The 26,776-nt window shown below is 73.9% G+C and carries 20 protein-coding genes and 1 pseudogene; 8 read left to right on the top strand and 13 right to left on the bottom strand.

Annotated features, from left to right (window positions below):
• Window positions 1–12 precede the first annotated feature (12 nt).
• The gene (locus ACZ6BG_RS02560; protein ID WP_468995874.1) at window positions 13–1,758 is read right to left on the bottom strand and encodes a glycoside hydrolase family 13 protein; all 1,746 of its coding nucleotides are present in this window, start codon (window positions 1,756–1,758) and stop codon (window positions 13–15) included.
• 295 nt (window positions 1,759–2,053) lie between these two features.
• On the opposite strand from ACZ6BG_RS02560, the gene ACZ6BG_RS02555 reads away from it, so the two are divergent.
• The gene (locus ACZ6BG_RS02555) at window positions 2,054–3,814 is read left to right on the top strand and encodes a SpoIIE family protein phosphatase (protein ID WP_468995871.1); all 1,761 of its coding nucleotides are present in this window, start codon (window positions 2,054–2,056) and stop codon (window positions 3,812–3,814) included.
• A gap of 116 nt (window positions 3,815–3,930) precedes the next feature.
• A complete protein-coding gene (locus ACZ6BG_RS02550; protein WP_468995867.1) occupies window positions 3,931–4,290 on the top strand; it encodes a 5-carboxymethyl-2-hydroxymuconate Delta-isomerase in 360 nt (119 codons plus the stop codon).
• 55 nt (window positions 4,291–4,345) lie between these two features.
• Here the strand turns inward: ACZ6BG_RS02550 and ACZ6BG_RS02545 are convergent, their stop codons facing one another.
• The 3 genes from ACZ6BG_RS02545 to ACZ6BG_RS02535 form a co-directional block, all read right to left on the bottom strand.
• The gene (locus ACZ6BG_RS02545) at window positions 4,346–5,050 is read right to left on the bottom strand and encodes a TetR/AcrR family transcriptional regulator (protein WP_468995864.1); all 705 of its coding nucleotides are present in this window, start codon (window positions 5,048–5,050) and stop codon (window positions 4,346–4,348) included.
• A gap of 92 nt (window positions 5,051–5,142) precedes the next feature.
• Window positions 5,143–6,234, bottom strand: a complete 1,092-nt coding sequence (locus ACZ6BG_RS02540; protein WP_468995860.1) for a PDR/VanB family oxidoreductase — start codon at window positions 6,232–6,234, stop codon at window positions 5,143–5,145.
• A gap of 1 nt (window position 6,235) precedes the next feature.
• Window positions 6,236–7,150 (bottom strand): metal-dependent hydrolase, encoded by a 915-nt coding sequence (locus ACZ6BG_RS02535; RefSeq protein WP_468995858.1) that lies wholly within the window; start codon window positions 7,148–7,150, stop codon window positions 6,236–6,238.
• A gap of 104 nt (window positions 7,151–7,254) precedes the next feature.
• Between ACZ6BG_RS02535 and ACZ6BG_RS02530 the strand changes: the two genes are divergently transcribed.
• Window positions 7,255–7,752 carry a tetratricopeptide repeat protein gene (locus ACZ6BG_RS02530; RefSeq protein WP_468995854.1) on the top strand — a complete coding sequence of 166 codons (498 nt, stop codon included), beginning with the start codon at window positions 7,255–7,257 and terminating at the stop codon, window positions 7,750–7,752.
• 77 nt (window positions 7,753–7,829) lie between these two features.
• Window positions 7,830–9,785, top strand: coding sequence for a hypothetical protein (locus tag ACZ6BG_RS02525; protein WP_468995849.1), 1,956 nt, complete (start codon window positions 7,830–7,832; stop codon window positions 9,783–9,785).
• A 342-nt stretch (window positions 9,786–10,127) separates the two neighbouring features.
• Here the strand turns inward: ACZ6BG_RS02525 and ACZ6BG_RS02520 are convergent, their stop codons facing one another.
• Window positions 10,128–13,265, bottom strand: coding sequence for an alpha-N-acetylglucosaminidase (locus ACZ6BG_RS02520; RefSeq protein ID WP_468995846.1), 3,138 nt, complete (start codon window positions 13,263–13,265; stop codon window positions 10,128–10,130).
• A gap of 112 nt (window positions 13,266–13,377) precedes the next feature.
• Between ACZ6BG_RS02520 and ACZ6BG_RS02515 the strand changes: the two are divergent.
• Window positions 13,378–13,844: pseudogene (locus tag ACZ6BG_RS02515) on the top strand (hypothetical protein).
• Window positions 13,845–13,930: 86 nt separating this feature from the next.
• Here ACZ6BG_RS02515 and ACZ6BG_RS02510 read toward each other — a convergent pair.
• The 3 genes from ACZ6BG_RS02510 to ACZ6BG_RS02500 form a co-directional block, all read right to left on the bottom strand.
• Window positions 13,931–15,445 (bottom strand): DUF1996 domain-containing protein, encoded by a 1,515-nt coding sequence (locus ACZ6BG_RS02510; RefSeq protein WP_468995844.1) that lies wholly within the window; start codon window positions 15,443–15,445, stop codon window positions 13,931–13,933.
• A gap of 75 nt (window positions 15,446–15,520) precedes the next feature.
• Complete coding sequence (locus tag ACZ6BG_RS02505; protein WP_468995841.1) at window positions 15,521–16,171, bottom strand: LuxR C-terminal-related transcriptional regulator; 651 nt, start codon at window positions 16,169–16,171, stop codon at window positions 15,521–15,523.
• A complete protein-coding gene (locus ACZ6BG_RS02500; protein ID WP_468995838.1) occupies window positions 16,156–17,433 on the bottom strand; it encodes a sensor histidine kinase in 1,278 nt (425 codons plus the stop codon). Before ACZ6BG_RS02500 ends, ACZ6BG_RS02505 begins: the two co-directional genes overlap by 16 nt.
• Before the next feature lie 248 nt (window positions 17,434–17,681).
• On the opposite strand from ACZ6BG_RS02500, the gene ACZ6BG_RS02495 reads away from it, so the two are divergent.
• Window positions 17,682–19,865 (top strand): MMPL family transporter, encoded by a 2,184-nt coding sequence (locus tag ACZ6BG_RS02495; RefSeq protein ID WP_468997864.1) that lies wholly within the window; start codon window positions 17,682–17,684, stop codon window positions 19,863–19,865.
• 640 nt (window positions 19,866–20,505) lie between these two features.
• Here the strand turns inward: ACZ6BG_RS02495 and ACZ6BG_RS02490 are convergent.
• The 5 genes from ACZ6BG_RS02490 to ACZ6BG_RS02470 form a co-directional block, all read right to left on the bottom strand.
• On the bottom strand, window positions 20,506–21,501 hold the full coding sequence (locus ACZ6BG_RS02490; protein WP_468995835.1) for an NAD-dependent epimerase/dehydratase family protein: 996 nt from the start codon (window positions 21,499–21,501) through the stop codon (window positions 20,506–20,508).
• A 125-nt stretch (window positions 21,502–21,626) separates the two neighbouring features.
• Window positions 21,627–22,238 carry a winged helix-turn-helix domain-containing protein gene (locus tag ACZ6BG_RS02485; protein ID WP_468995832.1) on the bottom strand — a complete coding sequence of 204 codons (612 nt, stop codon included), beginning with the start codon at window positions 22,236–22,238 and terminating at the stop codon, window positions 21,627–21,629.
• Between the two features lie 386 nt (window positions 22,239–22,624).
• Complete coding sequence (glnII, locus tag ACZ6BG_RS02480) at window positions 22,625–23,662, bottom strand: glutamine synthetase (RefSeq protein ID WP_468995828.1); 1,038 nt, start codon at window positions 23,660–23,662, stop codon at window positions 22,625–22,627.
• Window positions 23,663–24,036: 374 nt separating this feature from the next.
• On the bottom strand, window positions 24,037–24,507 hold the full coding sequence (locus ACZ6BG_RS02475) for a hypothetical protein (RefSeq protein ID WP_468995826.1): 471 nt from the start codon (window positions 24,505–24,507) through the stop codon (window positions 24,037–24,039).
• A gap of 109 nt (window positions 24,508–24,616) precedes the next feature.
• Window positions 24,617–24,985, bottom strand: coding sequence for an arsenate reductase family protein (locus tag ACZ6BG_RS02470; protein ID WP_468995822.1), 369 nt, complete (start codon window positions 24,983–24,985; stop codon window positions 24,617–24,619).
• 221 nt (window positions 24,986–25,206) lie between these two features.
• Between ACZ6BG_RS02470 and ACZ6BG_RS02465 the strand changes: the two genes are divergently transcribed.
• Window positions 25,207–25,566 carry a hypothetical protein gene (locus ACZ6BG_RS02465; protein WP_468449302.1) on the top strand — a complete coding sequence of 120 codons (360 nt, stop codon included), beginning with the start codon at window positions 25,207–25,209 and terminating at the stop codon, window positions 25,564–25,566.
• A gap of 138 nt (window positions 25,567–25,704) precedes the next feature.
• Window positions 25,705–26,673 (top strand): asparaginase, encoded by a 969-nt coding sequence (locus tag ACZ6BG_RS02460; RefSeq protein ID WP_468995819.1) that lies wholly within the window; start codon window positions 25,705–25,707, stop codon window positions 26,671–26,673.
• Window positions 26,674–26,776: the final 103 nt, after the last annotated feature.

Here is a 26,776-nt window from a genome sequence, read left to right as displayed (position 1 = left end):
ACCAGTCGGGTCTCACCGCTCCCACCAGACCGTCGCGTCCGGCGGGAGCACGGCGTCGGTGCCGGGCCCGCCCAAGTCGGCCGCGGGGGTGCGCGAGTTGAGGCTGCACAGCAGCGGGGTGCCGGGGGCGGGCAGGGTCACGGGACGGTCGGTGAGGTTCGTGGTCACGACGAGGGTGCGGCCCGCGGCGGTCCTGCGGAACGCGAGGACGCCCGCGGGTGCCTCGCGCCACTCCACGTCCCGGCCCGCGCCAAGAGCCGGGTGCGCGCGGCGCAGCGCGAGCGCCGCCCGGTACAGCTCCAGGGTCGAGGCCGGATCGCCCTGCTGCGCCGCGGCCGTGAGGTCCGCCCACCCCGCGGGCTGCGGCAGCCAGCTCGGGCCGCCCTCGACGGGCCCGAACCCGAACGGCGGCCGCGCCCCGGACCACGGCAGCGGCACCCGGCACCCGTCCCGCGTGCCCTCCTGCCCCGAACCCTGCCCGGCGCCCCGGAGGAACGCCGGGTCCTGGCGCACCTCGTCGGGCAGGTCCGTCACCTCGGGCAGGCCGAGCTCCTCGCCCTGGTACAGGTACGCGGAGCCGGGCAGCGCCAGCATCAACAGCGTGGCGGCGCGCGCCCGGCGCAGCCCCCTGGCCGGGTCGCCGTCGGCGAAGCGCGTGCTGTGCCGCACCACGTCGTGGTTGGAGAGCACCCATGTCGCGGGCGCGGCCACGGAGTTCATCGCGTCCAGGGAGCGGTCGATGACGGCGCGCAGCGCGGCCGCGTCCCAGCCCGTCGTCAGATACGCGAAGTTGAAGGCCTGGTGCAGCTCGTCGGGGCGCAGATACAGCGCGCTGCGCTCCACCGTCGGCGTCCACGCCTCGGCGACGGCGACGCGCTCGCCGTCGTAGCCGTCGAGCAGTGCCCGCCAGTCCCGGTAGATCTCGTGCACGCCGTCCTGGTCGAAGTACGGCACGGGCGCGGCGCCCAGGAGCTTGACCTGCTCTCCGTGGCCGACGTCCGGCAGGCCCGGCGCCTTGATCAGGCCGTGCGCCACGTCCACGCGGAAGCCGTCGACGCCGAGGTCGAGCCAGAAGCGCAGGATGGAGCGGAACTCCTCGCGCACCGCCGGGTGTTCCCAGTTGAAGTCGGGCTGCTCGGGCGCGAACAGGTGGAGGTACCAGTCGCCGGGGGTGCCGTCGGGGTCGGTGGTGCGGGTCCAGGCCGGGCCGCCGAAGACGGACTCCCAGTCGTTCGGCGGCAGTTCGCCGCCCGGGCCCCGGCCGGGACGGAAGTGGAAGCGCTCCCGCAGCGGCGACGCGGGGCCGTCCGCCAGGGCCGCGCGGAACCACTCGTGCTGGTCCGAGCAGTGGTTGGGCACGATGTCGACGATCACCCGCAGGCCAAGTCCATGGGCCCGGCGCACCAGTTCGTCGGCGTCGGCGAGGGTGCCGAAGACGGGGTCGACCACGCGGTAGTCGGCGACGTCGTACCCGGCGTCGGCCTGCGGCGAGGCGTAGAACGGGGAGAGCCAGACCGCGTCCACGCCGAGGTCCCTCAGGTGCGGAAGGCGGGCCGTCACGCCGGGCAGGTCGCCCATGCCGTCGCCGTCGGCGTCGGCGAAGCTGCGTGGGTAGACCTGGTAGATGACGGCGTCGTGCCACCAGCCGCCGCGGGCGGCGTCAGCAGCGGTGGTGGAGTCGGTGGTGGCGTCGGGCGTGCTGCCCGAGGCGGCGTCGGTCGTTACGGTGCTGGTGGCGTCGGTGATGTGCTGGGTCATGAAGTCCCTTGCCGGTACGGGGATTCCCTGCCGTTCCCCACAGTGTCGCCCCGACGGATCCGGGCACTGGGATGAACGTGCCGCGCGAGGCGAAGGTCACGAACACCGGGCGGACCTCGCCCGGGAGGGGGCGGATCATAGCGCCGGGCCCGGTGCGGCCGCGGCGGGTCGGATGATCTCCACCGTTCCAGGTCGTACCCCGGCCACGTACTCCCCGGTGGTGTGTTAGAGCGCTAGCGTGGACGGCGAGCCCGAAAGGGCCCGTTACCGTCCGCCGCTCCTGGGGGATGTCTACGTGGGCGTCAAGGACAAAGCAGTCAAGGGTGACAAAGGAGAGGCCGGGCCGGGGGTCACCACGGTCCTGGTCGTCGACGACGTGGCCGCGAGCCGGTACGCGCTGGGCGCGGTGCTGCGCCGCGCGGGCCACCGGGTCGTCCTGGCCGCGAGCGCCGGAGAGGCGCTGACCGAACTCGACGTGCGGCTGCGCGCGGACGACCTGCCCGACGTGGCCCTCGTCGACGTGGGCCTGCCCGACATGAGCGGCTACGACCTGTGCCGCCGTCTGAAGGCCTCCCCGACCACCGCCTGCCTGCCCGTCGTGCACTTCTCCGCCGCCGCGCACGGCTCCGCGGACCGCTGCCGCGGCCTCGACGCGGGCGGCGAGGCCTATCTGACCGTGCCCGCCGAACCGGAGGAGATCGCCGCCGTCGTCCGCGCCGCCGCCCGCGGCGCCCGGCACCGCAGCGCCGCCCAGACCCGGGCGGGCCGCCTCAGCCGCCTCGCCGAGGCCGTCCTCGACGTGCAGTCCGCGAGCTCGGTGCGCGAACTGGTGGACGCGGCGGCGGCCGGCGCGGCGGGCCTCGCCGCCGCCCCCGCCGCGGCCTTCGTCCTCGGCGAGGAGGGCGAGATCCACTGCGGCCGCTCCCAGCGCCGCGCCGCCGTGCCGCCGCCCGGCGCCGAAGCGCACGAGAGCGTCGCCCACCTGATGTGGCGCCTGATGTCCGGCAGGACCGGCGTCCACACCACGACCGTGCCCGCGCCGATGTGGCCCGCGGGGTTCGTGGGGGCGTCGCGGGGGGCCGCGCGGCTCACGGCGGGCCGCGGCGATGAGGCCCCGGACCAGGCGTCCAAGGGGTACCCGGCCCCGTGGCCGGACGGCGCCGCGGCGGAGGCGGCCGGGCTCCCCGTGCCGGGGGAGGGGGCGCTGCTCGCCCTCGCCCGCACCCGCGAGGACCGCGCCCCGGTGTGCCTGGCCACCGCCGCGTACGCCCAGGACTCCGCCCCCGACCTCGGCCGCCTGGCGCACGCCACGGCCCGCGTCGCGGAACGGCTCCTGATGTACGAGAAGGAGCGCCACATCGCGCTGACGCTCCAGCACAGCTTCCTGCCGAGCGCGCTGCCCGCCCTGCCCGGCACCGAGATCGTCGTCCGCTACGAACCCGCGTCCTGGCAGGCGGAGATCGGCGGCGACTTCTACGCCGCGCTGTCCACGCCCGCCGGGGTGCTCACCGGCATCGGGGACGTCGCCGGCCACTCCCTGGACGCGGCCACGGTGATGGTGGAGCTGCGCCACGCCCTGCGCGCGTACTGCGTCGAGGACCCCGACCCCGGCCGCCTCACCGCCCGCCTCGACCGCATGCTCCAGCGCTACCACCCCGACGTCACCGCCACCATGTGCCTGACCCTGGTCGACCCGCCCACGGGCCGCATCCGCGTCGCGAACGCGGGGCACATCCCGCCGCTCGTCGTGAGCGACACGGGCCCGGCCGCGTACATCAAGGCGAGCGGCCCGCTGCTCGGCCTCGGCCTCGACCGGCCGCCGCCCGTGGCGACCCGGCTCGCCCCCGCGGACCGCATGCTCATGGTCACCGACGGACTCATCGAGACCCGCGGCACGGACCTCGCCGTGTCCATGGAGCACCTGCGCCTCGCGGCCGCCGCCCCGCCCGGCGTGACCGCCCTGTGCGACACGCTCCTGGAACGCTTCGGCCGCGAACGGGACGACGACATCGCACTGTTGGCCCTGCGTCTGACGGCCTCGTCCGTCGGCGCCTAGCCCGCCCCGAGGACGGCCGCGCGCGGGCCGTCCGGTCGGCCTTGCGCGCGGAGCCCGTACGGAGACAGGGTGATCACACCTGTCCGTATCCGTACGCGCGCCGGAGAGAGCACCCCATGCCGCAGATCACCGTCGACTACTCCGAGCCGCTCGCGGACTCCTTCGACCGGCGGGGCCTCGCGCTCGCGCTGCACCCGCTGCTCGTCGAGGAGGCTGCCGCCACCCTGGAGGCCTGCAAGACCCGCTTCGTGCGCACCGAGGCGACCGTCGTGGGCGGCGACGAGGACGGGCACGCGGTGGTGCATGTGCTGATCGGGCTGCTCCCCGGCCGCACGGCCGAGGTCAAGGCGCGGGTGGCGGACGCGGCGGTCGCGCTCGTACGCCGCCATCTCACGCCCGTGGCGGGGCGCGTGGCGCACATCTCGGCGGAGGTGCGCGACCTCGACGCGTCCTACCGCAAGGCGACGGACGCCTGAGGTGCCGACGGCCCGAGGCGCCGACCGACCCGGGGCGTGACCGGCTCCCGCCGGGCTACGGAAGGACCGCGCGCGGCGCCAGCGCGGCGAGGCGGCCGAGGAGGTCCGCGAACGGCCCGTCGGCGGGCTCGTCCGCGAGGATGCCGCCGAGCAGCAGCGCCATCTCGTCGTCGTAGGCGGCGCTCACCGCCGCCAACGCCGCGAAGTCATGGACGAGTTGGAGCTCCAGCTCGGCGCGCGGAATGCGGCGGCCGTCCAGCCAGATCAGCGCCGTCGACTCGGCGAGCGAGATCCAGGAGCGCACCACCAGTTCGAGCCGGGCGGGCGGCGCCGTGACGCCCAGGTGCGCGAGGATCTGGTCGTACGCGGCCTGCCGCACCGAGTCGATGAGCGCGTTCGTCGTCGAGGAGCCGACCGCCGGGCCGCCGCGCATCAGCGCGGAGAAGCCAGGGCCGTGCTCGTCGACGAAGCCGAGGAAACGTCCCGTCACGCGCAGCAGCCGCGCCCCCAGCGGCCCCTCGTGCGGCTCCAGGAACCGCTCGGCCAGCTCGTCGGCGGCCCGCTTGAGCGCCGCCTCGTACAGGCTGAGCTTGCCGGGGAAGTAGTGGTACACGAGCGGGCGCGAGATGCCCGCGGCCGACGCTATCTCGTCGATGGAGACGTCGTCGGGCGAGCGGTGGCTGAACAGCTCGAGCGCGACCCCGATCAGTTGCTGCCGCCGCTCCTCGACACCCATCCTGCGGCGCATCCCGGTAGTCATGCGAACACTCTACCGATGTGATCCGGCCGTGAACGGACGCCCCCGCTCCGCCTGTTCGCCCGAGCTGTGTCCCCGCCGTGCCCGCCGCGCCGCTACGCGTCGAGCACGAGCCGCGTGCCGCGCGCCCGCGACACACAGATCAGCATCGAGTCCCCGCGCTCGCCGTCGGTCAGCAGCTCGTCGCGGTGGTCGATCTCGCCCTCCAGGACCCGGTGTTGGCAGGTCCCGCAGAACCCCTGCTCGCAGGAGTACGGGGTGTCGGGCAGCTCGGCGCGGACGGCCGCGAGCACCGTGGTGTCCGGGCCCACGGCCACCGTGCGGCCGCTGCGCCGCAGTTCGACCTCGAAGGCGCTCTCGCCGCCCGCGGCCGCGGCGGGCGCGAACCGCTCCAGGTGCAGCGCGCACCCCTCGGGCAGCGCCCCGGCGACGGCGTCCATGAGCCCCTCGGGCCCGCACACGTACACGGCACCGGCCGCGCCCGCCCCGAGAAAGCCCCCCACGTCGGGCCGCCCGGCCTCGTCCTCGGCGACGACGGTCACCCGCCCGCCCGGCCCGCCCAGCTTCTCCAGCTCCTCCAGGAACGGCATCGAGGCGCGGCTCCGCCCGCAGTACAACAGCCGCCAGTCGGCGCCCGCCGCGTCCACGGCCCGCACCATGGCGAGAATCGGCGTGACCCCGATCCCGCCGGCGACGAAGGCGTACGGCGCGGTGCCCTCGATCAGCGGGAACCGGTTGCGCGGCCCGCGCACCTCCACCTCCGCCCTCTCGCCCAGCGCCTCGTGCACCTCGCGGGACCCGCCGCGGCCGCCCTCGCCCGCCCCGATGAGCCGGGTGGCGACGGTGTACGAGGACGTGTCCTCGGGGTCCCCGCACAGCGAGTACTGCCGGACGAGACCCGACGGCAGCACGAGGTCCAGATGCGCGCCCGGCTCCCAGGCGGGCAGCTCGGCCAGATGCCCGCCCTCCAGGCGCAGTTGTAGGACGCCCTCGGCGACCCGCTCGCGGCGGGCGACGCGCAGCCGCAGCGCCCGCGAGCGCGGCTGCCCGGAGACGGGCTCGTCGAGGGCGGGCAGCGGCCACAGCGGGGAGGCGCCGATGCGGCGGCGCAGGGCACGGCGGGCGAGGAGGGCCGCGCCGGTCGCGACGAGGGCGGTGCGGACGGCGCGGGGCAGGTGCGGCGGCATGTCAGGCGGCCCCGTTCGCGCGGGCCTCGGCGGCGGTGGCCGCGGGGGACGAGGCGAGGTAGGCGACGGCCTGCTCGGTGCTGCCCTCCTGGGAGGGGTGGTAGGCGCGGCTCAGATAGCGCGGGATGGAGCGGATCATGTCGCCCGTGGTGGGCAGGGTGCCGGCGCGGCCGCTGCGGTGGAAGTCCCGGAAGGAGGCCTTGCCGTCGACGAGCGTCGGGTCGTTCTCCATGAAGAACCGGGCGCCGCGCTGCCACAGGAACACCAGCGCGGTGAAGGCGGTGGCCCAGGTGCGGGCGCGGCGGCGGTAGCCCCCGTCGACGTGCATGAACAGGTCGAAGGCGACCGCCCGGTGCTCGACCTCCTCCGCGCCGTGCCAGCGCAGCAGGTCCAGCATCGTCGGATCGGCCCCGCGCCGGTCCAGCTCCCGCGCGTTCAGGACCCAGTCGCCCAGGAACGCGGTGTAGTGCTCGATCGCCGAGATCATCGCGACGCGCTCCATCAGCCACCAGTGCCGGGGCCTGCCCGGCGGCAGCGTGCGGTCGCCGAGGAGCTTCTCGAAGAGCCAGTCGACCTGGGCGGTGTACGGGGTGGGGTCCAGGCCCTGCTCCCGCAGGTGCGGCAGGACCTCGTCGTGGGCCTGCGAGTGCATGGCCTCCTGGCCGATGAACCCGATGACGTCCTCGCGCAGCCGCTCGTCGCGGATGAGGGGCAGCACCTGCTTGTACACGTGCACGAACCAGCGCTCGCCCGCCGGGAGCAGGAGGTGCAGCACGTTGATCGTGTGCGTCGTGAAGGGGTCCCCCGGGAGCCAGTGGAGCGGGGTGCTCTCCCAGGAGAAGGAGACGTTGCGTGCCTTGAGCGCCGTGTGCTCGGAGGCGACGGGCTGCGGGAGCCGGGCCTTCGTATTAGACATGGCGTCAATGTACTGGCGGGTAGCTGGGGCGGTACAGGTGTGTGCGGCGGCTTTTTGTTCCCCCTCCGGACGGGGCGGGGACGCCGTCGTGCCAGAGTGTGGCCATGGACGCAGACTGGGAGAAGCGCATAGCTGCCGCGTGGGCCGAGATCGACGCGTACGGCGAGGAGCGGGCCGGGGAGTTCCGGGAGCGGATCGACGAGCTGGCCGGGGAGTTGCCGGAGGGCAGCCCCGTGGCGCCGTTCGAGCGGGCCTGCGCCTACGACTCGACCGGTCACTCGGACAAGGCCGTCCCCCTGTACCAGGAGGCCCTGGCCCTCGGCATCGACGGCTACCGCAGACGCCGCACCGTGATCCAACTGGCCAGCTCCCTGCGGAACATCGGCCGCCTGGAGGAGGGCATCGCCCTGCTCACCCCGGAACTCGACGCGGAGCACGACGAGTTGGACGACGCCGTGCGCGCCACCCTGGCCCTGTGCCTGATCGACGCGGACCGGGGCCGGGAGGCCGTCTCCCTCGCGGTGGGCGCCCTCGCCCCCCATCTCCCGCGCTACCAGCGTTCGATGGCGAACTACGCGCGCCTCCTGGTCGAGCCCGAGTAGCCCCGCGCACCCCCGCCGGGGCCCCCGCGCCCACCAGCGTGAAGTGACCGCCGGACGATTCGCTCGTTCTGCTGAACGTGTCGTCATCGCAGTCCACGAAAGCCGCCTCCCCGAGCGGCTCCGCATCACCCGTCGTCGACGTGGAGCAGGCCGAGGCCGCCCTCGTCGAGCACTACCCGCGCCTGGTCCGCCTCGCCTACCTGGTGCTGCCCCCGGCCCTAGGCCGCAACCGCCGCGTCCTGACCGCGCACGCCCTGGTCCAGCGCGCACTCCCGCGCGGCCGCGCCAGCGCCCCTGCGGTCCCCGACCAGCGCAGGCAGGCGGGCCGGGGCACCGACCCCGGCTACGCCTACGTCCGCTGCCAGGTGCTGCGCGCCGCGCTCGACGCCGGGCTCCCGCTGAAGCGGCGGGCCTGGCCCAAGCGCGCCCAACTGCCGCCGCTGCTGCCGCAGGTGTGGGGCCTCAGGCTGTTCCCGCGCTCCGGCGGCGCCGACGAACTCGCCCTGGACCAGCGGCTCGCCGCCCTGTCCGGGCCCGCCCGCGCCGCGTACGTCCTGCGCGGTCTCGAACGGCTCACGGACGACGAGACGCGGCGGATCCTCGACGCGGTCGGCGTCGACACCGACGAGGACTCCGAGGAGGCCGACGGCATCGCCGCCGCGCTCGCCGAGGCCGGCGCCGAGGGGCCGCCCGGCGGCCGGGGCCCCGCCGCGCTCCTGGAGTCGCCCGAGTTCGACCCGTGCTCCCTGCAGGCCCGGCCCACCGACCTGATGCGCCGTCGCCAGCACCTGAAGGCCGCCGCCGTCGCGACCGTCGCCGCCCTCGTGTGCGGGGCGCTGCTCGGCATGCCCGGCGAAGGCTGGGGCCCGGACGGCGCCGCCGCGCCGCCGTACGCGAAGAACCCCGCCGCCGAGGCGGCCCTCGACCCCGGGCGGCTCACCCGGGCCGCGCCCGCCGCCTGGAAGCAGTCCGCGCGCACCGACTTCTCCGTGTGGCCCGCGCGCGGCGCACTCACCGACGACAAGGCGCTGCTCAGGCGCGCACTCGCCGTGTGGGCGCGGCCCGGCGAGAGCGTGCAGGTGTCCGCGACGCCCGGCACCGCGTCGGGGGCGCCGCCCGGGCCCCCGCAACTGCTGTTCGCGGGGCCCGTCGACGGGGCCCGTGTGGTGCTCCTGTACGACGGTCTGCGCGTCGTGCGGTACGCCGAGCCGCAGGACGGGACCGGCGGCGCCGCGCTCGACTTCGCCCGCGTCGACGGCGCGGACGCCGGGGACTCCGGGGCCGTAGTCGTGGGCCGCGCCGACGGCAACGTCCGCTATCTGACGGCGCCCTGGGTGCGGACCGCCGTCGTACGCGACCTCCTCAAGCCCGACGCCGCCGCCACCCCGCTGCGGCGCTCCGCCGACGGGGTCACCGACCCCTTCGGCAGCCCCGCCCTCGCCCGCGAGTGCCGGTCCTGGAACGCCCTCCAGCTCCGCGACCACACCGGGGCCTCGCGGCTCGCCACCGACCTCGGCGAGCTGGCCCCCGCGCACCTCACCGCGGGGCGGCCCGACGCGCCCCGCGAAGCCGCGCCCCGGGACTGGGCGCGGACCGCCTGCTCCCTCGCCGCGGCCCGGTCGCACGGGGTGCGGGCCGTGAACTCCTGGCAGTACGCCCGGCAGGCGATGCCCGACGGGAGCGGGGGTGCGGCGTGGGTGTGCACCCGGGCCGAGACCTGGCGCGGCGGGGGCGGGCGGGTGCTCGCCCAGTTCCTCGCGCCCGGTGCCGCGGCCGGGGCCGTCGCCGCCAAGGCCGAAGGGGGGCCCGCCTGTGGGGTGCGGGAGCCGCGGGTGCTGGCCGGGGTGCTGTGGAAGTCCCCCGCCGGGGGCTGGTACCTGCTCGCCGCGGGCAGCAAGGACGTGTCCTCCGTGGCCGTGTCCGGCGGCGAGCGCGCCTCCGGCAACACCCTCGCCGCCCGCACCCGCCAGGGCACCCGCCCCACGGTGACCGGCACCCTCCCGGACGGCACCGAACTCCCCACGCTGCGCTGAGCCGTCCCCGGGCCGCCCCCCGAATCGGCGCTCCGCGCCTCGTCCTCAAACGCCGGACGGGCTTTTCCCCACCCAGCCGCCCCTACGGCCCGTCTCCTGACCAACAGCCCGGCACATTCCAGTCCGTCCGGCGTTTGAGGACGAGGCCGCAGGCCGATCGGGGGAGGACCGTTCCACCCGCACGGGGCACCCACCCCGTCCCGGCCCGTCCGGCGATTGAGGACGAGCGCGCAGCGCGATCGGCGGCGCCCCGGCCCACCCGCACGGGACACCCACCCCCGGGGTCCAGGGGCGCAGCCCATGGTTTCGGGAAGGGGCGGGGTCGGGGAGCCCCCGGCAGGGTCAGGTCAGTTGCCAGGCGCTGAACTCCGCCGTCCCCCGGCCCCCCGCACCCCCATGCGTCGCCGTCATGAACATCCCCACGTCCTGGGCGGAGCCCACCCCGGGGACCGGGACGGAGGCGACGGTGCGCCACGTGGTGCCGTCGTCGGTGGAGAGGGCCCCGGTGAAGGTGCCCCCGGCGCGGGTGAGCCGGAGGAGGACGGGCGCGCGGACGCCGGTGACGCGCTGGTAGGTGTCGAGGGTGCCGTCGCCCGTGGTGTCGTAGGAGAGGACGACGCCGTTGGCGGGGGTGACGGCGAGGTTGAGGAAGCCGGGGGAGCCGGGCGTGGCGAGGGAGTTGCGGGCGATGACGCCGGCGCGGGCCCAGGGCCCGGTGACGGCCTGGGAGTCGACGCGGACAGTGACGGACCCCCCGTCGCGCAGGCCCCCGGGCCGGTAGAGGGTGCCGAACTCGGCGGTGCCCCGCCACAGATCGGCCCCGCCCCCGTCGATGGCGTACCGCCCGTCCAACTCCCCGAAGACGGCACCGTTGTTGGCGTAGGTCTCCCAGCCCGGGCCGAGGGGCCCGGCGACGAAGAGGGTCCCTTCGTGGACGGCGGGCACCCGCTTCTCGCCCTGGGGCCCGTAGCGGGCGGTGAGGGTGTAGGGCAGCGGCCGCAGCGGCCGGTCGAGCGGAGCGTCGGGCGCGCTCACGCGCCAGGCGACGGTACCGGTCCCTCCGGCGGGCACCCGGGGCAGCGACGTCGGCCCGTCAGGATCGGCGTCGAGGCCGGTGAGGGTGAAGTCGACGCGGCCGGTGGCGCGCAGCCCGTTGACGTTGCGGAAGAGGGCGGAGACACGCGCGTGCCCGCCGGGCGGGAAGGACGGCGGCTCCGCGGTGACGGTCAGGGAGCCCTGGTAGGGGGCGCGGGCGAGGACGTCGTGGACGCGGGCGGCGGTGCGGTGGGCGTCGGCGACGGGCCGCAGCGGATAGTCCTTGCGCTCCCGCGTCCACGGCTCCTCCACGGCCCCGTACCAGTCGACGGGCGTGGGCGCGCGCCCCGCGGCGAGCGCGTCGGCGAGTTCGTCGAGCCACTTCTGCCAGCGCGGCAGATAGAAGTCGCCGGTCAGGCCGTGCCATTCGCGGTTGCCGTAGTCGTGGAGGTTGCCGGGGTCGGAGGTGGGCCGGTCGCCCCAGACGGTGATGAGGACCTTCGCGGTGCGTTCGAACTCGGCACGCTCGGTGTCGTTGGTGGCCAGGCGCCGGGCGTCCTCGATCCAGGGGCCGAGCAGGAACGCCGGATGCGTGCCGGTGACGTCGTCGGAGAGCCGCATGAGGCGCAGCCACAGGTTGGACAGGGCGCGGAAGGTGTCCTGGTCCTTGCGCGCGTACGCGGTCCTGAGCTGGGGCAGGAGCTGGCGGCTGCGGTGGGCGAGGGCCTGGCGGGCGACGTCGACGAGGTCGTGCCGGTAGGCGGCGCTGCGCCGCAGTCCGCCCGCGACGCCGAGCAGGCCGGTCAGGGCGGCGTCGAAGCGGCCGGGGTCGTAGGTGAGGGCGCGCGGTGCGTACTCGGCGGCGCGGTTCGCGGCGAGGTCGGGGCGGGCGGCGAAGAGCGAGTCGTGCGGGTCGCTGCGCTCGACGGCCTTGTGCTGGTACGCGGTGTCGTGCAGGGCGCGCCAGGCGGCGCGGGCGTGCCGGTCGCGGCCGCCGTAGCGGAAGTCGGCGTACGCCGAGAACCAGTCGGCCCGGTCCACCTCGTCGTCCATCCAGGCCAGTTCGGAGAACAACTCGAAGGCGGCGGGGTCGCGGTCGGTGGCCTCCGGCATGTAGGCGGTGCCCACGAGCGCGCTGTCCGGCTTGTCGCGCCAGGCGAAGAACCTCTCCTGCCACAGGTGCGTACGGGCGCCGATGGTGGAGCGGCCGCCGAAGTTCGGGATCGTGCCGAAGGCGTAGGGCGTGCCGCCCCAGTCCTTCTCCCGGTCGCTGACGTTCTGGTAGCGGTCGGAGACACCGTCGACGATCAGCATCTTCTCGCGGTCGACGGCGTCCAGGAGCGCGGGCAGCGGGTTCTCCTGCCAGCCGAGGATCACCCAGGTCGCGCCGGGGTGCGCGGTCCTGAGAGCCCTCTCCACGCCCTTCGCGGCGGCCGGCACGGGCACGTCGCCCGCGGTGCCGCCCTCGTGCAGCAGGTCCATCTTGAAGTGGTCCGCGGTGCCGAAGAGTTCGCGCTGGTGGCGGTAGAAGGACGCGGCGACCCGCGCGAAGGCGTCGGTGCGCGGGTCGAGCCAGTCGGGGCGCTTGAAGCCGTGCCAGGTGCCCTGCGGCACGACGCGCGCGTCACCGCCGTTGCGGGCCACGAAGCCGTCCGGGACGTGCCCGTAGTAGCCGGGGAGCACCGGCGCCATGCCGAGGTCGCGCAGCCGGTCGACGATCTTCCGGCCCAGGTCCACGCGCCGCTCGATGATCTCGGGGGAGAGGGGGCCGCCGTACCCGGACAGGTTCTGCAGCAGCCACCACGGCTGGTGCGAGGGCGCGGGCAGCCAGGCGCGGGACTCGGCGTCGGTGTACTGGAAGTCCTTCAGGACGCGGTGGTAGACGGCCTCGGTGCCCGCGATGGTGAGCACCTCGTTGCAGCCGTGCAGCGCGAGGACGTCGATCATGCGCTCCCAGTACGGCCAGTCGGCGTACGGGGCGGTGTAGCCGTCGTTGGTGTCGTTGAGGGCGAAGCGGTGGCGCAGCGCGGTGGCGCGGGTCAGCGGGCGGGCCGGTGCGGGCAGGCGGCGTGGCAGGTCGAGCTGGCCGCCGTTCCAGGCGATGTGCGCGCCGCACACGTACTTCAGGTACCAGTGGACGCCGGTGAGCAGCACGGCGGGCGTGGTGCCCGACACCTCGATGCGGCCCGTGGCGCCGGTCACGCGGAAGCGGTCCCGGCCTTCCTGAGCCGGGACCAGTCTCAGTCTGAACTGATCCGCGTGGTGTGGGAGTTGCCGATTGAGCACGGAGCGCGCGGAATCCGTATCGAGGACGGGGCCCGCGGCGGGCCCCTCGGCCGCGCGGGCCGGAGCCGGGGTGCCGACGGTGGTCCCCAGGCCTCCGAGCCCCGTCAGGCCGATGGCGCCGGCGGTGCCGAGCATGGTGCGTCGCGACGGTTCGTACATGTGTACCCCCTGCGTCGATGACTGCGGCGCACGGTATCCGCGCGGCCTCCGGCGCTCAACGGTGCTTACGGAGAAGGCGAGTTCGCATCGCCGGACGGGACAGGAGGAAGTGATGAGGAAGATGGTGTGGGCCGCGGGAGCGCTTTCGGCCACGACGCTCGGCCTGGTGATCGCGGCGGGTCTCGTCGCGGGCTCCGAAGAAGGCTCCGGTGGTGGGGGCGCGGCGGACGCGGCGCCGAGGACGGCCACCGGGACCCTGGAGCAGTTGGCGGCGAAGGCCGAGTGCGCGCCCGACATCCAGACGAACGCCGATGAGCTGCGCCAGGCCAAGTGCCAGAACGAGGACGGCCGTTTCGTCCTCGCGACCTTCGCCACCGACCGCGGCGAGCGCGACTGGCTGAACGCGGCCAAGGACTACGGCGGTACGTACCTCGTCGGCAGGAAGTGGGTCGCCGTCGGGGAACCGGCCGTGGTCGGAGCGCTGCGCGGCCGGCTCGGCGGGACGGTGGAACGGGCCTCGCACCACTCGCCGTGAGGGAGGGTGGTGGGGGGAGCGAGGACCGGGCCCTGGGCACGTAGGGCACGGTTCCACCGGCACCGCGCGAGCCGACCGCGCAGCAGTCATGGGTGGGGCGCGGGCGCCCCGCGGTTTCCTTCCGGCGGCGCTATGCGCAGCGGCGGTTGCCGTTGATGCACTTGGCGACGCGCTGCATCAGCCGCTCGTCGAACACGTTGATGAAGTCGCCGTGGTCGGTGATGGGCTTGTGCAGCTGCTCGGGGAAGGAGTCGACGGCGAAGCCGGGGCCCGGCGGCACGTCGTACACGACGCGCTGCACGAGCTGCGGGATGGCACGGAATCCCTGCGGGCAGCGGCCGCTGCGCTGGTCGGCGAACGCGACGTGGGTGCGGTGGTTGGCGCTGTCGGTGTTCTGACCGTCCCAGCAGCTCTGGAAGTTGAAGGTGCGCACGACCTTGCTGCCCTCGGGGCAGATCGGGTACTTGTCCTTCAGCTGCCGGTTCTCGAATCCGGTGCAGCTCCAGGACGCGTTGGCGTTGGCGTCACCATTGGTGAAGGCCTTGGCGTCACCGGTGATGATGCGCAGGAAACGCGGCATCGCGGTCACCTTTCCGACCGGACTTCCGACGAACTTCAGCGTGACCTGGTCCGGCGTCTGGATCTCGCCGACGTTCTTGTCCCGGCCGCCGCCGTCCGCGTCGGCGTCGTTCTCGTTGTTTCCGTTCTGCAGTCGAAGGACCGGCCAGTAATACGTCGACTTGTCGCCCCGATTGCGGCAACTGGTGTCACCGTTCGCGAGATCGTCGTCACCGGAGAAGGCGTCCGTCTCCTGATTTCCGACGTAATCGTGCATATGGTGGGCGCCATTGCTCACACCGGGCGCGACGATGACATTGTCCGGATTGAACTTTCCGTTCTCGTTCGTTCCGCAATTCGTGGTGAAGGTGCCGCGTGACGCGCCGCGTTGTTTGCGCGGCTTCTGGACGTTGGGGCGGACCGACTTGATGTCGACGAAGTCACCGGCCTCGGGACCGTTGCCCGCCTGGCCCTTTCCCTGCCCCTGGTCCCCGCCCTGCCCGTCGCCCTGGTCGCCGCCTTGGCCATCGCCCTGACCTTGGTTCTGGCCCTGGTCCTGGCCGCCACCCTGGTCCTGGCCGCCCTGGCCCTGGTCACCGCCCTGTTGGCCGCGGCCGTCGTCGTCGGCGCGCAGGGTGCACGGCGCCATGCTGTCCAGGTTCTCGGGTGCCTGGCCGTCCTTGTCGATGGCCGAGCGGATGTTGTCGATGGTCGGGCGCCGCTGCTCCGCGAGCGGGCCGAGGACGGAATTCTTGTCCTCGGCCTCCGCGAACCGTGCGTAGGCGTCGGTGATCTGGCTGTCGAGCGTGGCGAGTTCGCGGTCGACCTCGGCGCGCGCGCCCTCGGGAACCTCCGGGAGCTGATTGCCGACGTCGGGGCAGCTGATGGTGGTCGCCTGCTGAGCCCCGCCCTGAGCCTGGTTCTGCACCTGGCTCTCCGGCGGCGGATTCCCGCCGTCCTCGGCGTTCGCGTAGACATTCACCGCGACAAGTCCGCCGCCGCCCAGGATGAGCGCCGCCGACGCGGCGATCGCCCGCCCGGCCAGTTTTGATCGTTTTCGTGACGTGCGTCGTGAGGTGCGTCCCATGGGGCTACGTACGCATCGGCGGTCCGCCGTGTTCAAAGCCCGCCGGGAAATTCTCGGCGCGAACTCCCGTACGTATCAACGCCCTTGATCGAGATAGGCGAGAACCGCGAGGACACGGCGGTTGTCGTCGTCCGACACCGGCAGGTCCAGCTTCGCGAAAATATTTGAGGTGTGTTTGGCGATGGCCCGCTCCGTCACCACGAGCTGTCCCGCGATCGCGGTGTTGGACCGGCCCTGCGCCATCAATTCGAGGACCTCGCGCTCGCGCGGGGTGAGCGCGCCGAGCGGCTGGTCGCTGGCGCGCCGCGAGAGGAGCTGCTGGATGACCGTCGGATCCATCGCGGTGCCGCCCGCCGCGACCCGGCGCACCGCGTCCACGAACTGCTCCGCGTCGAAGACCCGGTCCTTGAGGAGATAGCCGACCCCGCCGTTGCCGTCGGCGAGGAGCTCGCGCGCGTACAACTGCTCCACGTGCTGCGAGAGGACGAGCACCGGAAGGCCGGGGCGCGCCCGCCGCGCGGCGAGCGCGCACTGCAGGCCCTCGTCCGTGTGCGACGGCGGCAGCCGGACGTCGACGACCGCGACGTCCGGCTCGAGCTCGGCCAGGGCCTTCGTCAGCTCCGGCCCGGTCTCTACGGCCGCCGCGATCTCGAAGTCGAATGCCTCCAGCATCCGCACGAGACCGTCGCGCAGCAGGAAGAGATCTTCGGCTAGGACAACTCGCAAGGGATCTCCATGGTCACCATGGTCGGACCGCCAACGGGGCTGCTGACGGCCAGTACGCCGTCGAATGTACCGAGTCGCCGTTCGATCCCGCTCAGCCCCGACCCGGCGCCGATCCGCGCCCCGCCCTTGCCGTTGTCCGTGATCGCGATCCGCAGCATGCCGTTGGCGTGGTGCACGTCCACCCAGACGCGCTCGGCCTGCGCGTACTTCACCGCGTTCGTCAGGGTCTCGCTCACCGCGAAGTACGCCGCCGCCTCCACCGGTTCGTCCAGGCGGCCCGGCAGCTCCACGTCGACCTCCGTGTCCAGCGGGAGCCGCAGCGCGAGCGCCCTCACCGCGTCGCCGAGGCCGCGCTCGGCGAGCACCGGCGGGTGGATGCCGCGGACCAGGTCGCGCAGCTCGGTCAGCGCCTCGCCGGAGTTCTGCCGGGCCTTGGCGAGCATCTCCTTGGCCTTCGCCGGGTCCTTCTCCACCAGCGCCTCGATGGTGCCGAGGTCCATGCCCATGGCGACCAGGCGGGCCTGCGCCCCGTCGTGCAGATCGCGCTCGATGCGGCGCAGCTCGGCGGCGGAGGTGTCCACCGCGTCGTGCCGGGTCTCCTCCAGTCGGTCCACGCGCAGCGCCAGCTCGCGCTCGCGCATCGAGGCGGTGGGCGCGAGCAGGCTGCGGGCGAGCAGGAAGTGGCCGCGGACGATGGCCGGGTTGGCGAAGAGGGCAAGGACCGCGAGCGCCGTGCCGAGCACGGCGGCGCCGTTCGCCGCCATCTGCGAGTTCACGTGGATGAAGCCGTACCACTCGCCGCCGTCCGCGTTGTAGATGGGCTTCCAGACGCCGAGGGCGAGCACCCAGCCGTACACCGGGTAGAGCAGCAGGGCGGGCGCGAAGATCACGACGGTGAAGCCCGCCGTCATGTCGACCAGGAGCCACTGCAGGTCGCGCCAGGTCGCCGGGTCCTTCAGCATCCGCAGGCAGCGCGCGACCTGGCCGACGGCGCCGGGCGGCTCGGTCGCGGGCGGCTGCCGGTAGGGGATCGGGATGCGGACGTCCGCCCACTCGGCGGCGTGCACCCGGCGCAGATTGGCGAACCTGGCCACGGCCGCGAGGACCACCGGGGTCGTGAAGAGGCCGATCCCGAGCGCGATGAACGCGATCGACACGACCGCGAGGACGAAGAGCGTGATCGACCCGGCCAGCGAGATGATCGCCAGATACAGGCCGCGCGCCCCCGACACCAGTGCTTCGCGCACCCTCGACGTCTTCATGATGTCCCTCTCCTCAAACGGCCCGTACGCGGTCGCTGCGTCCGGCACTCGAACAGTCTCCCTGGTCACGGCGGCCCGGGTCATTGGTCCGGGCACCCGCTTGGGGGTGTTGCCAACACCACCCCCGTGCCGGGTCCTGTGCTTCACCGACAGGGGGGCTCGGCGGCTGGGGCGGGACGCCCCTGATTTCTAGCGTGGATCACGTCAGTTCGGCTTATCTCACGCTTACTCAACTGGGGGCGAAGGACATGAGCGCCAAGGGGCAGAACCTCGCGGCACGACTCGGGGTGTGGAGCGCACACCATCGCAGGACGGCGATCCTCGGCTGGCTGCTGTTCGTGGTCCTCGCCACCGTGATCGGCGGCGCGACCGGCACGGTCACGGCCGCCGACGACGAGATGGGCGTCGGCGACTCGGCCCGGGCCACGAAGATCCTCGACGACGCCGGGATCGACGAGCCCGCGGGCGAGCTCGTCATGGTCGGCGCCAAGTCCGCCGACGGCTGGCGGGACGCCGCGGCCGACCTCTCCCGGGCGCTCCGCGACACCGGCAAGGTCGAGAAGCTCCAGCCGCCGCTGCCCTCCGAGGACGGCAAGGAAGCCTTGCTGCGCTTTCAGATGAAGGGCAAGTCCGACGACGCCGCCGACCAGGTGCAGCCGGTCCTCGACGCCGTCGCCAAGGCCGAGGACGCCGGGCGGGAGCGCGGGATCAGCGTCCACCAGTTCGGCGACGCCAGCTCCGAGAAGCACCTCAACGACCTGCTCGCCGACGACCTGAAGAAGGCCGAGTTCACCGCCGTACCGCTGGCACTCGGCATTCTCCTCGTCGCCTTCGGCGCCGTCGTGGCCGCGCTCCTGCCCGTCGGGCTCGCGCTCACCGCCTGCGTCGCCGCCTTCGGCCTGCTCTCCCTGGCCAGCCACTCGCTGCACCTGTTCGAGACCACGTACTCCGTGATGTTCCTGATGGGCCTCGCCGTCGGCGTCGACTACTGCCTGTTCTACCTGCGGCGCGAGCGGGACGAGCGGGCCGCCGGGCACGACGCCGAGACCGCGCTGCGCATCGCCGCGGCCACCAGCGGGCGGGCCGTCCTGGTGTCCGGCCTGACGGTCATGGTGGCCATGGCGGGCATGTTCCTGTCCGGGCTGCTCCTCTTCAAGGGCTTCGCCGTCGCCACCATCCTGGTCGTCTGCGTGGCCATGCTCGGCTCCGTCACGGTGCTGCCCGCGCTGCTCGCCTGGCTCGGCGACCGCATCGACGCCGGCCGCATCCCCTTCCTCAACCGCCGCTCCAAGAAGGGCGTCCACGCCAGCGGCTCCGTCGCCGGATCGCTCCTCAAGCCGGTCCTCGCCAAGCCGAAGTTCTTCGCGGTCGCCGCGACCGCGCTCCTGCTCGCCCTCGCCGCGCCCGCCCTCGGCATGAAGACCGAACAGCTCGGCCTGGAGAAGCAGTTCGGCTCCGACGCGCCGCTCTCCGTCTCCTTCAAGGCCATCACCGAGGAGTTCCCGGGCGGTCCCGCGCCCGCCCGGATCGTGGTCAAGGCCGACGACATCACCTCAGGACCGGCGCGCGACACCCTCCGTACGCTCAAGCAGCAGGCGGGCAAGGCCGCCGAAGTCACCGTCCACGCACGCCAGAACGTCGCGGAGATCGCCGTCCCGCTGCCCGGCAGCGGTACCGGCGCGGACGCGAAGAAGGCCCTCGCGGACCTGCGTGACGAGGTACGTGAGGTACGAGACGGGCGCAGCGGGGGAGTCGAGGCGTACGTCGGCGGGGACCTGGCCGAGTCCGAGGACTTCAGCGACCAGCTCTCCCGGGGCATCGTGCCGGTGTTCCTGTTCATCGCGGCCGTCACGTTCCTGCTGATGCTGTTCAGCTTCCGGTCCATGGTGATCGCCGTGACCTCCATCGCCCTCAACCTGCTGTCCGTGGGCGCCGCGTACGGCGTCATGACCGCCGTCTTCCAGCACGGCTGGGGTGCCTCGCTCATCGGCTCGGAGAAGGTCGGCGCCATCGAGAACTGGATGCCGCTGTTCGTCCTCGTCGTCCTGTTCGGCCTCTCGATGGACTACCACGTGTTCGTGGTCTCCCGGATCCGGGAGGCACGGGACCGGGGGCTCGGCAACCGGGACGCGATCCGTGAGGGCATCACGCGGACCGCCGGTGCGGTGACCGGTGCCGCCGTGATCATGGTGGCCGTGTTCGCCGTCTTCGGCACGCTGTCCATGCAGGACATGCAGCAGATGGGGGTCGGGCTCGGTGTCGCCGTCCTCCTCGACGCCACGGTGGTCCGTATGGTCCTCCTGCCCTCCCTCATGACCCTTCTCGGCGAGCGCAACTGGCACACCCCGCGCTACCTCCGGTGGCTGCCCCACGTCTCCCACGAGGCCCCGGCCCCGGCCCCGGCGCCCGCGCCCGCCCCGCAGCGCGTCTGAGCCCCGACGAGCCGGGCCCGCCCCACTCGCCCCTCCGGGGTGGGTGGGGCGGGCCCTCGGCCTGGGGGCACCCGGGGGCGGGCCCTCGGCCTGGGGGGCACCCGGGGGCGGGCCCTTGGCCTGGGGTCACCCGGGGCGGGCGGGCCTGCGGCCTGCCGTCGGCCCCGGCGTGCCCCCTTCTCCGCCGCTCCGCGGCGGCTTCCCACCCGCCCACCGGTTTCCAGCCGACCAGACGGTGAGCGTCTCCCGCTGGGGTTGCCCGCCGTCGGCGAGTGCGGGATGCAGGGCCCGTTGGCGTTGCCGTTGGCGTTGCCGTTGGCGCCTGCTGCTGCCGCCGCTGGCGCCTGCTGCTGCCGCAGGTGCGTGCGTCCTGCTCTCACCGCTGGGGGCTGGGGCGGCGGTGCCCTCTGCCTTACCGCTGTGGGCAGTCGTCCCGCAGGGCGATAGGGGCTCCCCTGCTCGAACGGAGCCGAGAGCTCGGGGAAGGGTGGGCACAGCCCCGGCCGACGGCGCCGTCAACGTCCACGGCCGCCGGGCCCGGGCAGCAGCCCGGCAAGGGCCACGGCACCCCGGCCCACGGAGGGGCACCGAGCCAGGCCGCCCGGCCAGACCACCGCACCCCCGGCCGGCCAAGGCCACCTCACCGGCCCAGCGCAGCTGCCTCCTTCGCCGGGGCCAGCCCCACCACCGGCCGGTCGGCCCGCTGCGGCGCCACCCCGCCAAGGCTCCGGAGCCAGCCCCACGTGTCGGAGACCGTGTCGAGGGCGCTCCGGCACCGCAGCCCGGCCTGCAGGGCCTTCGCGGCGCTGGTGTCGTGCATCGTGTCGTACAGCTCACCGGGCGGCAGCCACACGGGAAGCTCCTGCCAGGGCTCGATGCCCGCGGCGAGCACCGCCTCGGGGGCGGTCCAGACGAGCTCCACCCCGGGCGCCCCCGCCACGCCCACGCACGCGTCGAGCAAGTCCCCCATGGTGACGTGCCCTTGGGGGCAGACGACGTTGTAGGGCCCGGACAGCCCCGCGGCCACAGCGTCCAGCGTCCACGCGGCGAGATCGCGTACGTCCACGTACTGGACGGAGGCGTCCCGCGGCCCGGGCGCGAGCACGGCCCCGCCCCGGGCGACCCGGTTCAGCCACCACGGCAGCCGCCCGATGTTCTCGTAGGGCCCGAGGATCAGCCCGGCCCGCACGTGCAGCGTCCGTTCCGCCCCGAAGACCCCCTCCGCGGCCAGCTCACCCCCGCGCTTGTCCTCCGCGTAGGCGACGGCGTCGGCGTCGGGGTCACCTTCCACGAGGGGGTAGGACTCGTCGGACCCGGCCTCGCCGGGGTAGCGGTAGACGGAGGCGCTGGAGACGTACGCGTAGCGCCCGGCCCGCCCGGCGAGCAGCCGCGCCGCGTCCCGGACGACCCGCGGCGCCCCGGACCAGGTGTCGACGACGGCGTCCCACGGGCCGCCGTCGGCGGCGAGCGCCGCGAGCCCCGCGGCCGTGGTCCGGTCCCCGTGGACGGCCCGCGCCCCGTCCGGCGCCGCGTGCCGCCCCCGGTGGAACACCGTCACGTCCCAGCCGCGCGCGAGCGCGTCCTCGGTGACAGCCCGTCCCACGAACTCCGTACCACCCAGCATCAGAAGTCTCATGAGCGCGACTCTGACGGCAGGGGCGGCCCCGGGGGAACCGGATTCCGCCAGCGGAAGAATCGTTCAGCCGCAGGAGGAATCCGGCCAGGTCCGGACGGCTGCCGCGAGGTGGGGCCCGACGGCCGTCACCCGTCGGTCGGCGGCGCGTACTTGTACCCGACCCGCCGCACCGTCTGGATCGTCGCCCGGTGCTCGACGCCGAGCTTGCGCCGCAGCCGGGCGATGTGGACGTCGACGGTCCGCCCGTCGCCCACGTGCCCGTACCCCCACACCGTCGTCACCAACTGGTCGCGGGTGTGCACCCGGTGCGGATGGGCGACGAGATGCGCGAGCAGCTCGAACTCCAGGTACGTGAGGTCGAGCGGCTGTCCCTCGACGTGCGCGGAGCGGCGCGCGGTGTCGATGCGCACGGGCCCGCGGCCGCCCGCGTCGAGCGACGGCTCGGGCTCGGCGGCGACGGGACCGGCGGGGACGTGCTCCTGACCGGCGGGCAGGAGGACCAGATAGCCGATCATCGGCGGCTGCCCGGGCCTGGCGGGCAGCGTGTGCTGGGGCGCGGGCAGCAGCGTCGCGCCCGGCGGCAGGAAGCCCGAGATGTCGGCGAGGCCGGACACCTGGGCGACTTCGTCGGGGGCGACGGCACGCAGACGCCCGCGTGCGGAGGGGGTGGTGGGGCGGGGAGCCGCCGGAGCCGTGGAGGCGGCGGGGGCGGCGGAGAAGGAACGGGAGTTCGCCATGAGGTCAGCTCTTTCGCGCGGAGGAGTCGTCGAGGACGTACGTCGTGCGCGTCAGGCCGGAGGCCGGGAGAACGGCTTCAGAGGGCCCGCGCGGTCAGCGCGCGGCAACACACCCGGTCGAAGTCGTGATGCTGCCGGGAAGGCCAGAAAGGCTCGAGGTCACAGTGACCCGTCGCGGTGTTCTGGAAGCTGCCCATGGCCCCATTGAAGCAGATGAGGACGGGTTCGGCGGATCCCTCTCGCACGTTGATACGACCCCTTGGCGTGCGCGTGGCCCGAAACGGCCCGCTCCGAGGCGGAAGTTGGGGGACGCGCTCGGGGCGCCCACCACGCGGGTGGGCGCCCCGAACGAAATCCGGCAGACCGTAGGGAACGGGTCGGATCGGTCAGACCTGGCCGGCCTTCTCCAGCGCCGAGCAGCAGGTGTCGACGAGCAGCCGCGTCACGACGTACGGGTCGACGTTGGCGTTCGGGCGGCGGTCCTCGATGTAGCCCTTGCCGTCCTTCTCGACCTGCCACGGGATGCGGACGGACGCGCCGCGGTCGGAGACGCCGTAGCTGTACTCGTTCCACGGGGCCGTCTCGTGCAGGCCGGTGAGGCGGTCGTCGATGCCCGCGCCGTAGTTCTTGACGTGGTCCATCGGCTTGGAGCCCTCGCCGAGCGACTCGCACGCGGTGATGATCGCCTCGTAACCCTCGCGCATCGCCTTCGTGGAGAAGTTCGTGTGCGCGCCCGCGCCGTTCCAGTCGCCCTTGACCGGCTTGGGGTCGAGGGTCGCGGAGACGCCGAAGTCCTCGGCGGTGCGGTACAGCAGCCAGCGGGCCACCCACAGCTGGTCGGAGACCTCCAGCGGGGACAGCGGGCCGACCTGGAACTCCCACTGGCCGGGCATCACTTCGGCGTTGATGCCGGAGATGCCGAGGCCCGCCTTCAGGCAGTTGTCCAGGTGCGCCTCGACGACGTCACGGCCGAAGATCTCGTCGGCGCCGACGCCGCAGTAGTAGCCGCCCTGGGCCGCCGGGAAGCCGCCCTCCGGGAAGCCGAGCGGGCGGGCGCCCTTGAAGAACGTGTACTCCTGCTCGATGCCGAAGATCGACTCCTGTGCGGCGTACCGGTCGGCGACCTCGGCCAGCGCGGCGCGCGTGTTCGACGCGTGCGGCGTCATGTCGATGTCCAGGACCTCGCACAGGACGAGGATGTCGTCGCCGCCGCGGATCGGGTCCGGGTAGCTGGCGACGGGCTTGAGCACGCGGTCCGAGGCGTGGCCTTCGGCCTGGTTGGTGGACGAGCCGTCGAAGCCCCAGATCGGCAGGTCCGCGACCGTGGCGGCGCGCTGGGAGTCGGCCAGGATCTTCGTCTTCGAGCGAAGCTTGGCCGTCGGCTCGGTGCCGTCTATCCAGATGTACTCAGCCTTGAAGGTCACGGGCTTCATCCTTTGACGCTTGGTGCGGCGCAGACGTGCGGGTGCTGCGGGCCGCGGTGATGTCGCGCAGACTGCCAACCCGCGATTTCCCGTCCGTTGCCCGTTTGTGAACCCCGTGTTACCTGGGGCGGGAGTGACGGGGGTCACCTTGCCGGGGGCTCCCCGACCCCGCCCCTTCCCGAACCCGGGGGCTGCCGCCCCCTGGACCCCCGCTGATCGGCGCTCCGCGCCTCGTCCTCAATCGCCGGACGGGCTAAAACCTTGCCGCACCGGCGAGATATACAGCCCCTCCGGCGTTTGAGGAGCGGGGGTCTGGGGGGGCAGAGCCCCCAGTTCGGGAAGGGGCGGGGTTGGGGAAAGCCCCGCAGGGCCCCCTACTTGATCACCGCATTGGCCACAGCGATCACCACTCCGATCGCCGCGTCCGCACCCCCGATCAGCACAGCGGCCCCCCGCCGGTACCCCACCCGCAACGCGGCGAACGTCCCCCACCCGAAGAGCAGCGCCGCGTTCAACATCAGCCCCGCACGCGTGACGTCCGCCTCGGGCCACCCCATCACCCCGGCGGTCACGAGCAGCGCCACGGTCGGCCAGCAGGCGATCACGACGGGCCACTCGTCGGCAAGGGCCCAGCCGAGCTGCCGCCACCGGTGCAGCCCCCTGCCGGGCCGATGCGTGGCCATGTGATGGGCGTAGCCGTGCGCGAGCGCGGCCGTGCCCGCGGTGACCATGACCCAGGCGGCGTCGTAGTACGGCGTGTAGGGGGTGCCCTCGGACTGCAGGGCGGCGAGCAGCGCGCTCGCGAGGACGGTGCCGTACACGCCCCCGGACAGCCAGCTCCGCACGGTGCGCTCCTTCCTCCGGTGGCCTGCCTTCCGCAGATGGAGCGCTCAACCCTATGGGCCCGTATGTAACGTTTTGCCTGCCGCGGCCGATCGGTTGCCGGTCGATCGGCTACCGCGAGAGGGCGTCCCGCACGGCCTCCTCCGACCGCCCCACCACCGCCGTACCGTCGTCCGCCGTGATGATGGGCCGCTGGATCAGCTTCGGATGGGCGGCGAGCGCCTCGATCCAGGCGTCGCGCCCGGACGCGTCGCGCGGCCAGCGCGCGCGGTCCTTCAGGTCGAGCTCCTTCGCGGCGGCCTCCTGGGTGCGGGTGATGTCCCAGGGCTCCAGGCCGAGGCGGTCGAGGACGGCGCGGATCTCGTCGGGGCTCGGCACGTCCTCCAGGTAGCGGCGGACGGTGTACGTGGCGCCCTCCTCGTCGAGCAGGGACAGCGCGCTGCGGCACTTCGAACAGGCGGGGTTGATCCAGATCTCCATGGCGCACACGCTAGCGCCGCGGGCCCGGAAGCCCAGCCGGTGTTCGAATTCTGGGAGTCCCACGCGTACCTCGCGGAACTGGTGTGACGGAGTGGCAAGTTCCCTGTCCACCTGCGGTTTTGACGGTCTGCGCGGACTGCTGATTGTCAGTGGTGGGCAGTAAACTGGTAGCAATGTTCGAAGGGGCCGCGAGGGCTCCTGAACGCGACAGGAGGATGCCTGTGCCCGCTGCCGCACTGCCGTCGAAGCCCGGTGTCACCCGCACCCGCACTACTGCCGCCCCGCGTCCCGCGCGCAGGTCGCGCGCCCCGCGCCCGGACCACCCCACGCTCTGCGACGTGCCGTACGTCCCGATGGAGAAGCGCCCCCTGCCCCCCGGCCGCCCCCGCGACTGGTACATCACGCACAACCGCCGCCTCAAGGCCATGCGCCTGGCCATCGCCCTGCTCGACGCGGGCGTCCTGGTGCCGAACCAGGCGAGCAACGTACGGATACGCACCATGGCCGAGACGGTCGGCATCCACCCGCCGTCGGACACCACCTGCCACATGGTGCGGGCCCTGATGCGCTACAGCCGCTGACGCGGACCGGGGCCGCGCCGCACCGGCGCGGTCCGCTCGTTTCGGGACGGGGCGGAAGCGGGGAGAGGCCCCAGGGGGCCCACCCGCCCCACCCCGTCCCACCTATCGCCCACCTCCTGCCCCAGGAAGCGAGCCCCCGTGCCCAAGACCGTCAGCGTGTTCACCCTCGGCGGCACCATCTCCGCGCAGGGCGGGGACCACGCCCGTCTCACCGGTGCCCAGACCCTGGCCGCCGCCCCGGTCCCGGCCGGAGTGGACATCGAGCTGCACGACGTCCGCCGACTCCCCGGATCCTCACTGGCGTTGGCGGACCTGGCCGAGCTGGCAGGGAGGGTGGACGAGGCCACCGCGGCGGGGCACGGCGCGGTCGTCGTGCAGGGCACCGACACCCTGGAGGAGACGGCCTTCCTGCTCGACGTGGTCTGCGCGCCCCGCGAGCCCGTCGTCGTCACGGGCGCGATGCGCCGCCCCGACCTGCCCGGCGCGGACGGCCCCGCGAACCTCGCCGCGGCGCTCGCGACCGCCGCCGACCCGGGCTGCCGCGGCCTCGGCGTGCTCACGGTCCTCGCCGACGAGATCCACGCCGCCCGCCATGTGCGCAAGACGCACACCACGTCCGTGGCCACCTTCGCCTCACCGGGCGCGGGCCCGCTCGGCCGCGTCGTGGAGGGCGTCCCGCACATCCTGCTGCGCCCGGTGCAGCCCACGGTGGAGCGGCCGTTGCGGCTGCGCGACCCCGCCCGCGTCGCCCTGCTCACGCTCTCCCTGGGCGACGGGGGCGAGTTGCTCGACGCCGTGGACGACCGCTTCGACGGCCTGGTCGTCGCCGCGTTCGGCGCGGGCCACGTGCCGAAGTGGCTGGTCGAGCCGCTGGCCGCCGCGGCGGCCCGCATGCCCGTCGTCCTCGCCTCGCGCACCGGCGCGGGCCCGCTGCTCAGCGAGACCTACCGCGGGCCGGGTTCGGAGTCCGACCTCCTTTCCCGCGGCCTGATCTCCGCGGGCCAGCTCGACGCGCCCAAGGCCCGACTGCTCCTGCACGCGCTGCTCGCCGACGGCGCCGACCGGACGGCGGTGGGCGCGGCCTTCGACCGGCTGCGGGCCGGGTAGCACGGGGAAGCCCCGGGGCCGGCCGACCCCGGGGCTCCTCGCGGGGCCGCCCTCGGGTGGGCCGTCCCTTCGCACGGGCCGACCTCGGCCCGACCGCTCCGCC

The organism is Streptomyces sp. NPDC041205 (assembly GCF_055591765.1).
This window is presented reverse-complemented; position numbering and strand designations above follow the sequence as displayed.

What these genes read in the sequence shown, in the direction of transcription:
- ACZ6BG_RS02520 (WP_468995846.1), bottom strand. Translation starts at nt 13,265, where the DNA reads ATGTACGAACCGTCGCGACGCACCATGCTCGGCACCGCCGGCGCCATC.
- ACZ6BG_RS02545 (WP_468995864.1), bottom strand. Translation starts at nt 5,050, where the DNA reads ATGACTACCGGGATGCGCCGCAGGATGGGTGTCGAGGAGCGGCGGCAG.
- ACZ6BG_RS02500 (WP_468995838.1), bottom strand. Translation starts at nt 17,433, where the DNA reads ATGAAGACGTCGAGGGTGCGCGAAGCACTGGTGTCGGGGGCGCGCGGC.
- ACZ6BG_RS02495 (WP_468997864.1), top strand. Translation starts at nt 17,682, where the DNA reads ATGAGCGCCAAGGGGCAGAACCTCGCGGCACGACTCGGGGTGTGGAGC.
- ACZ6BG_RS02540 (WP_468995860.1), bottom strand. Translation starts at nt 6,234, where the DNA reads ATGCCGCCGCACCTGCCCCGCGCCGTCCGCACCGCCCTCGTCGCGACC.
- ACZ6BG_RS02535 (WP_468995858.1), bottom strand. Translation starts at nt 7,150, where the DNA reads ATGTCTAATACGAAGGCCCGGCTCCCGCAGCCCGTCGCCTCCGAGCAC.
- ACZ6BG_RS02490 (WP_468995835.1), bottom strand. Translation starts at nt 21,501, where the DNA reads ATGAGACTTCTGATGCTGGGTGGTACGGAGTTCGTGGGACGGGCTGTC.
- ACZ6BG_RS02530 (WP_468995854.1), top strand. Translation starts at nt 7,255, where the DNA reads ATGGACGCAGACTGGGAGAAGCGCATAGCTGCCGCGTGGGCCGAGATC.
- ACZ6BG_RS02485 (WP_468995832.1), bottom strand. Translation starts at nt 22,238, where the DNA reads ATGGCGAACTCCCGTTCCTTCTCCGCCGCCCCCGCCGCCTCCACGGCT.
- ACZ6BG_RS02560 (WP_468995874.1), bottom strand. Translation starts at nt 1,758, where the DNA reads ATGACCCAGCACATCACCGACGCCACCAGCACCGTAACGACCGACGCC.
- ACZ6BG_RS02550 (WP_468995867.1), top strand. Translation starts at nt 3,931, where the DNA reads ATGCCGCAGATCACCGTCGACTACTCCGAGCCGCTCGCGGACTCCTTC.
- ACZ6BG_RS02510 (WP_468995844.1), bottom strand. Translation starts at nt 15,445, where the DNA reads ATGGGACGCACCTCACGACGCACGTCACGAAAACGATCAAAACTGGCC.
- ACZ6BG_RS02470 (WP_468995822.1), bottom strand. Translation starts at nt 24,985, where the DNA reads ATGGAGATCTGGATCAACCCCGCCTGTTCGAAGTGCCGCAGCGCGCTG.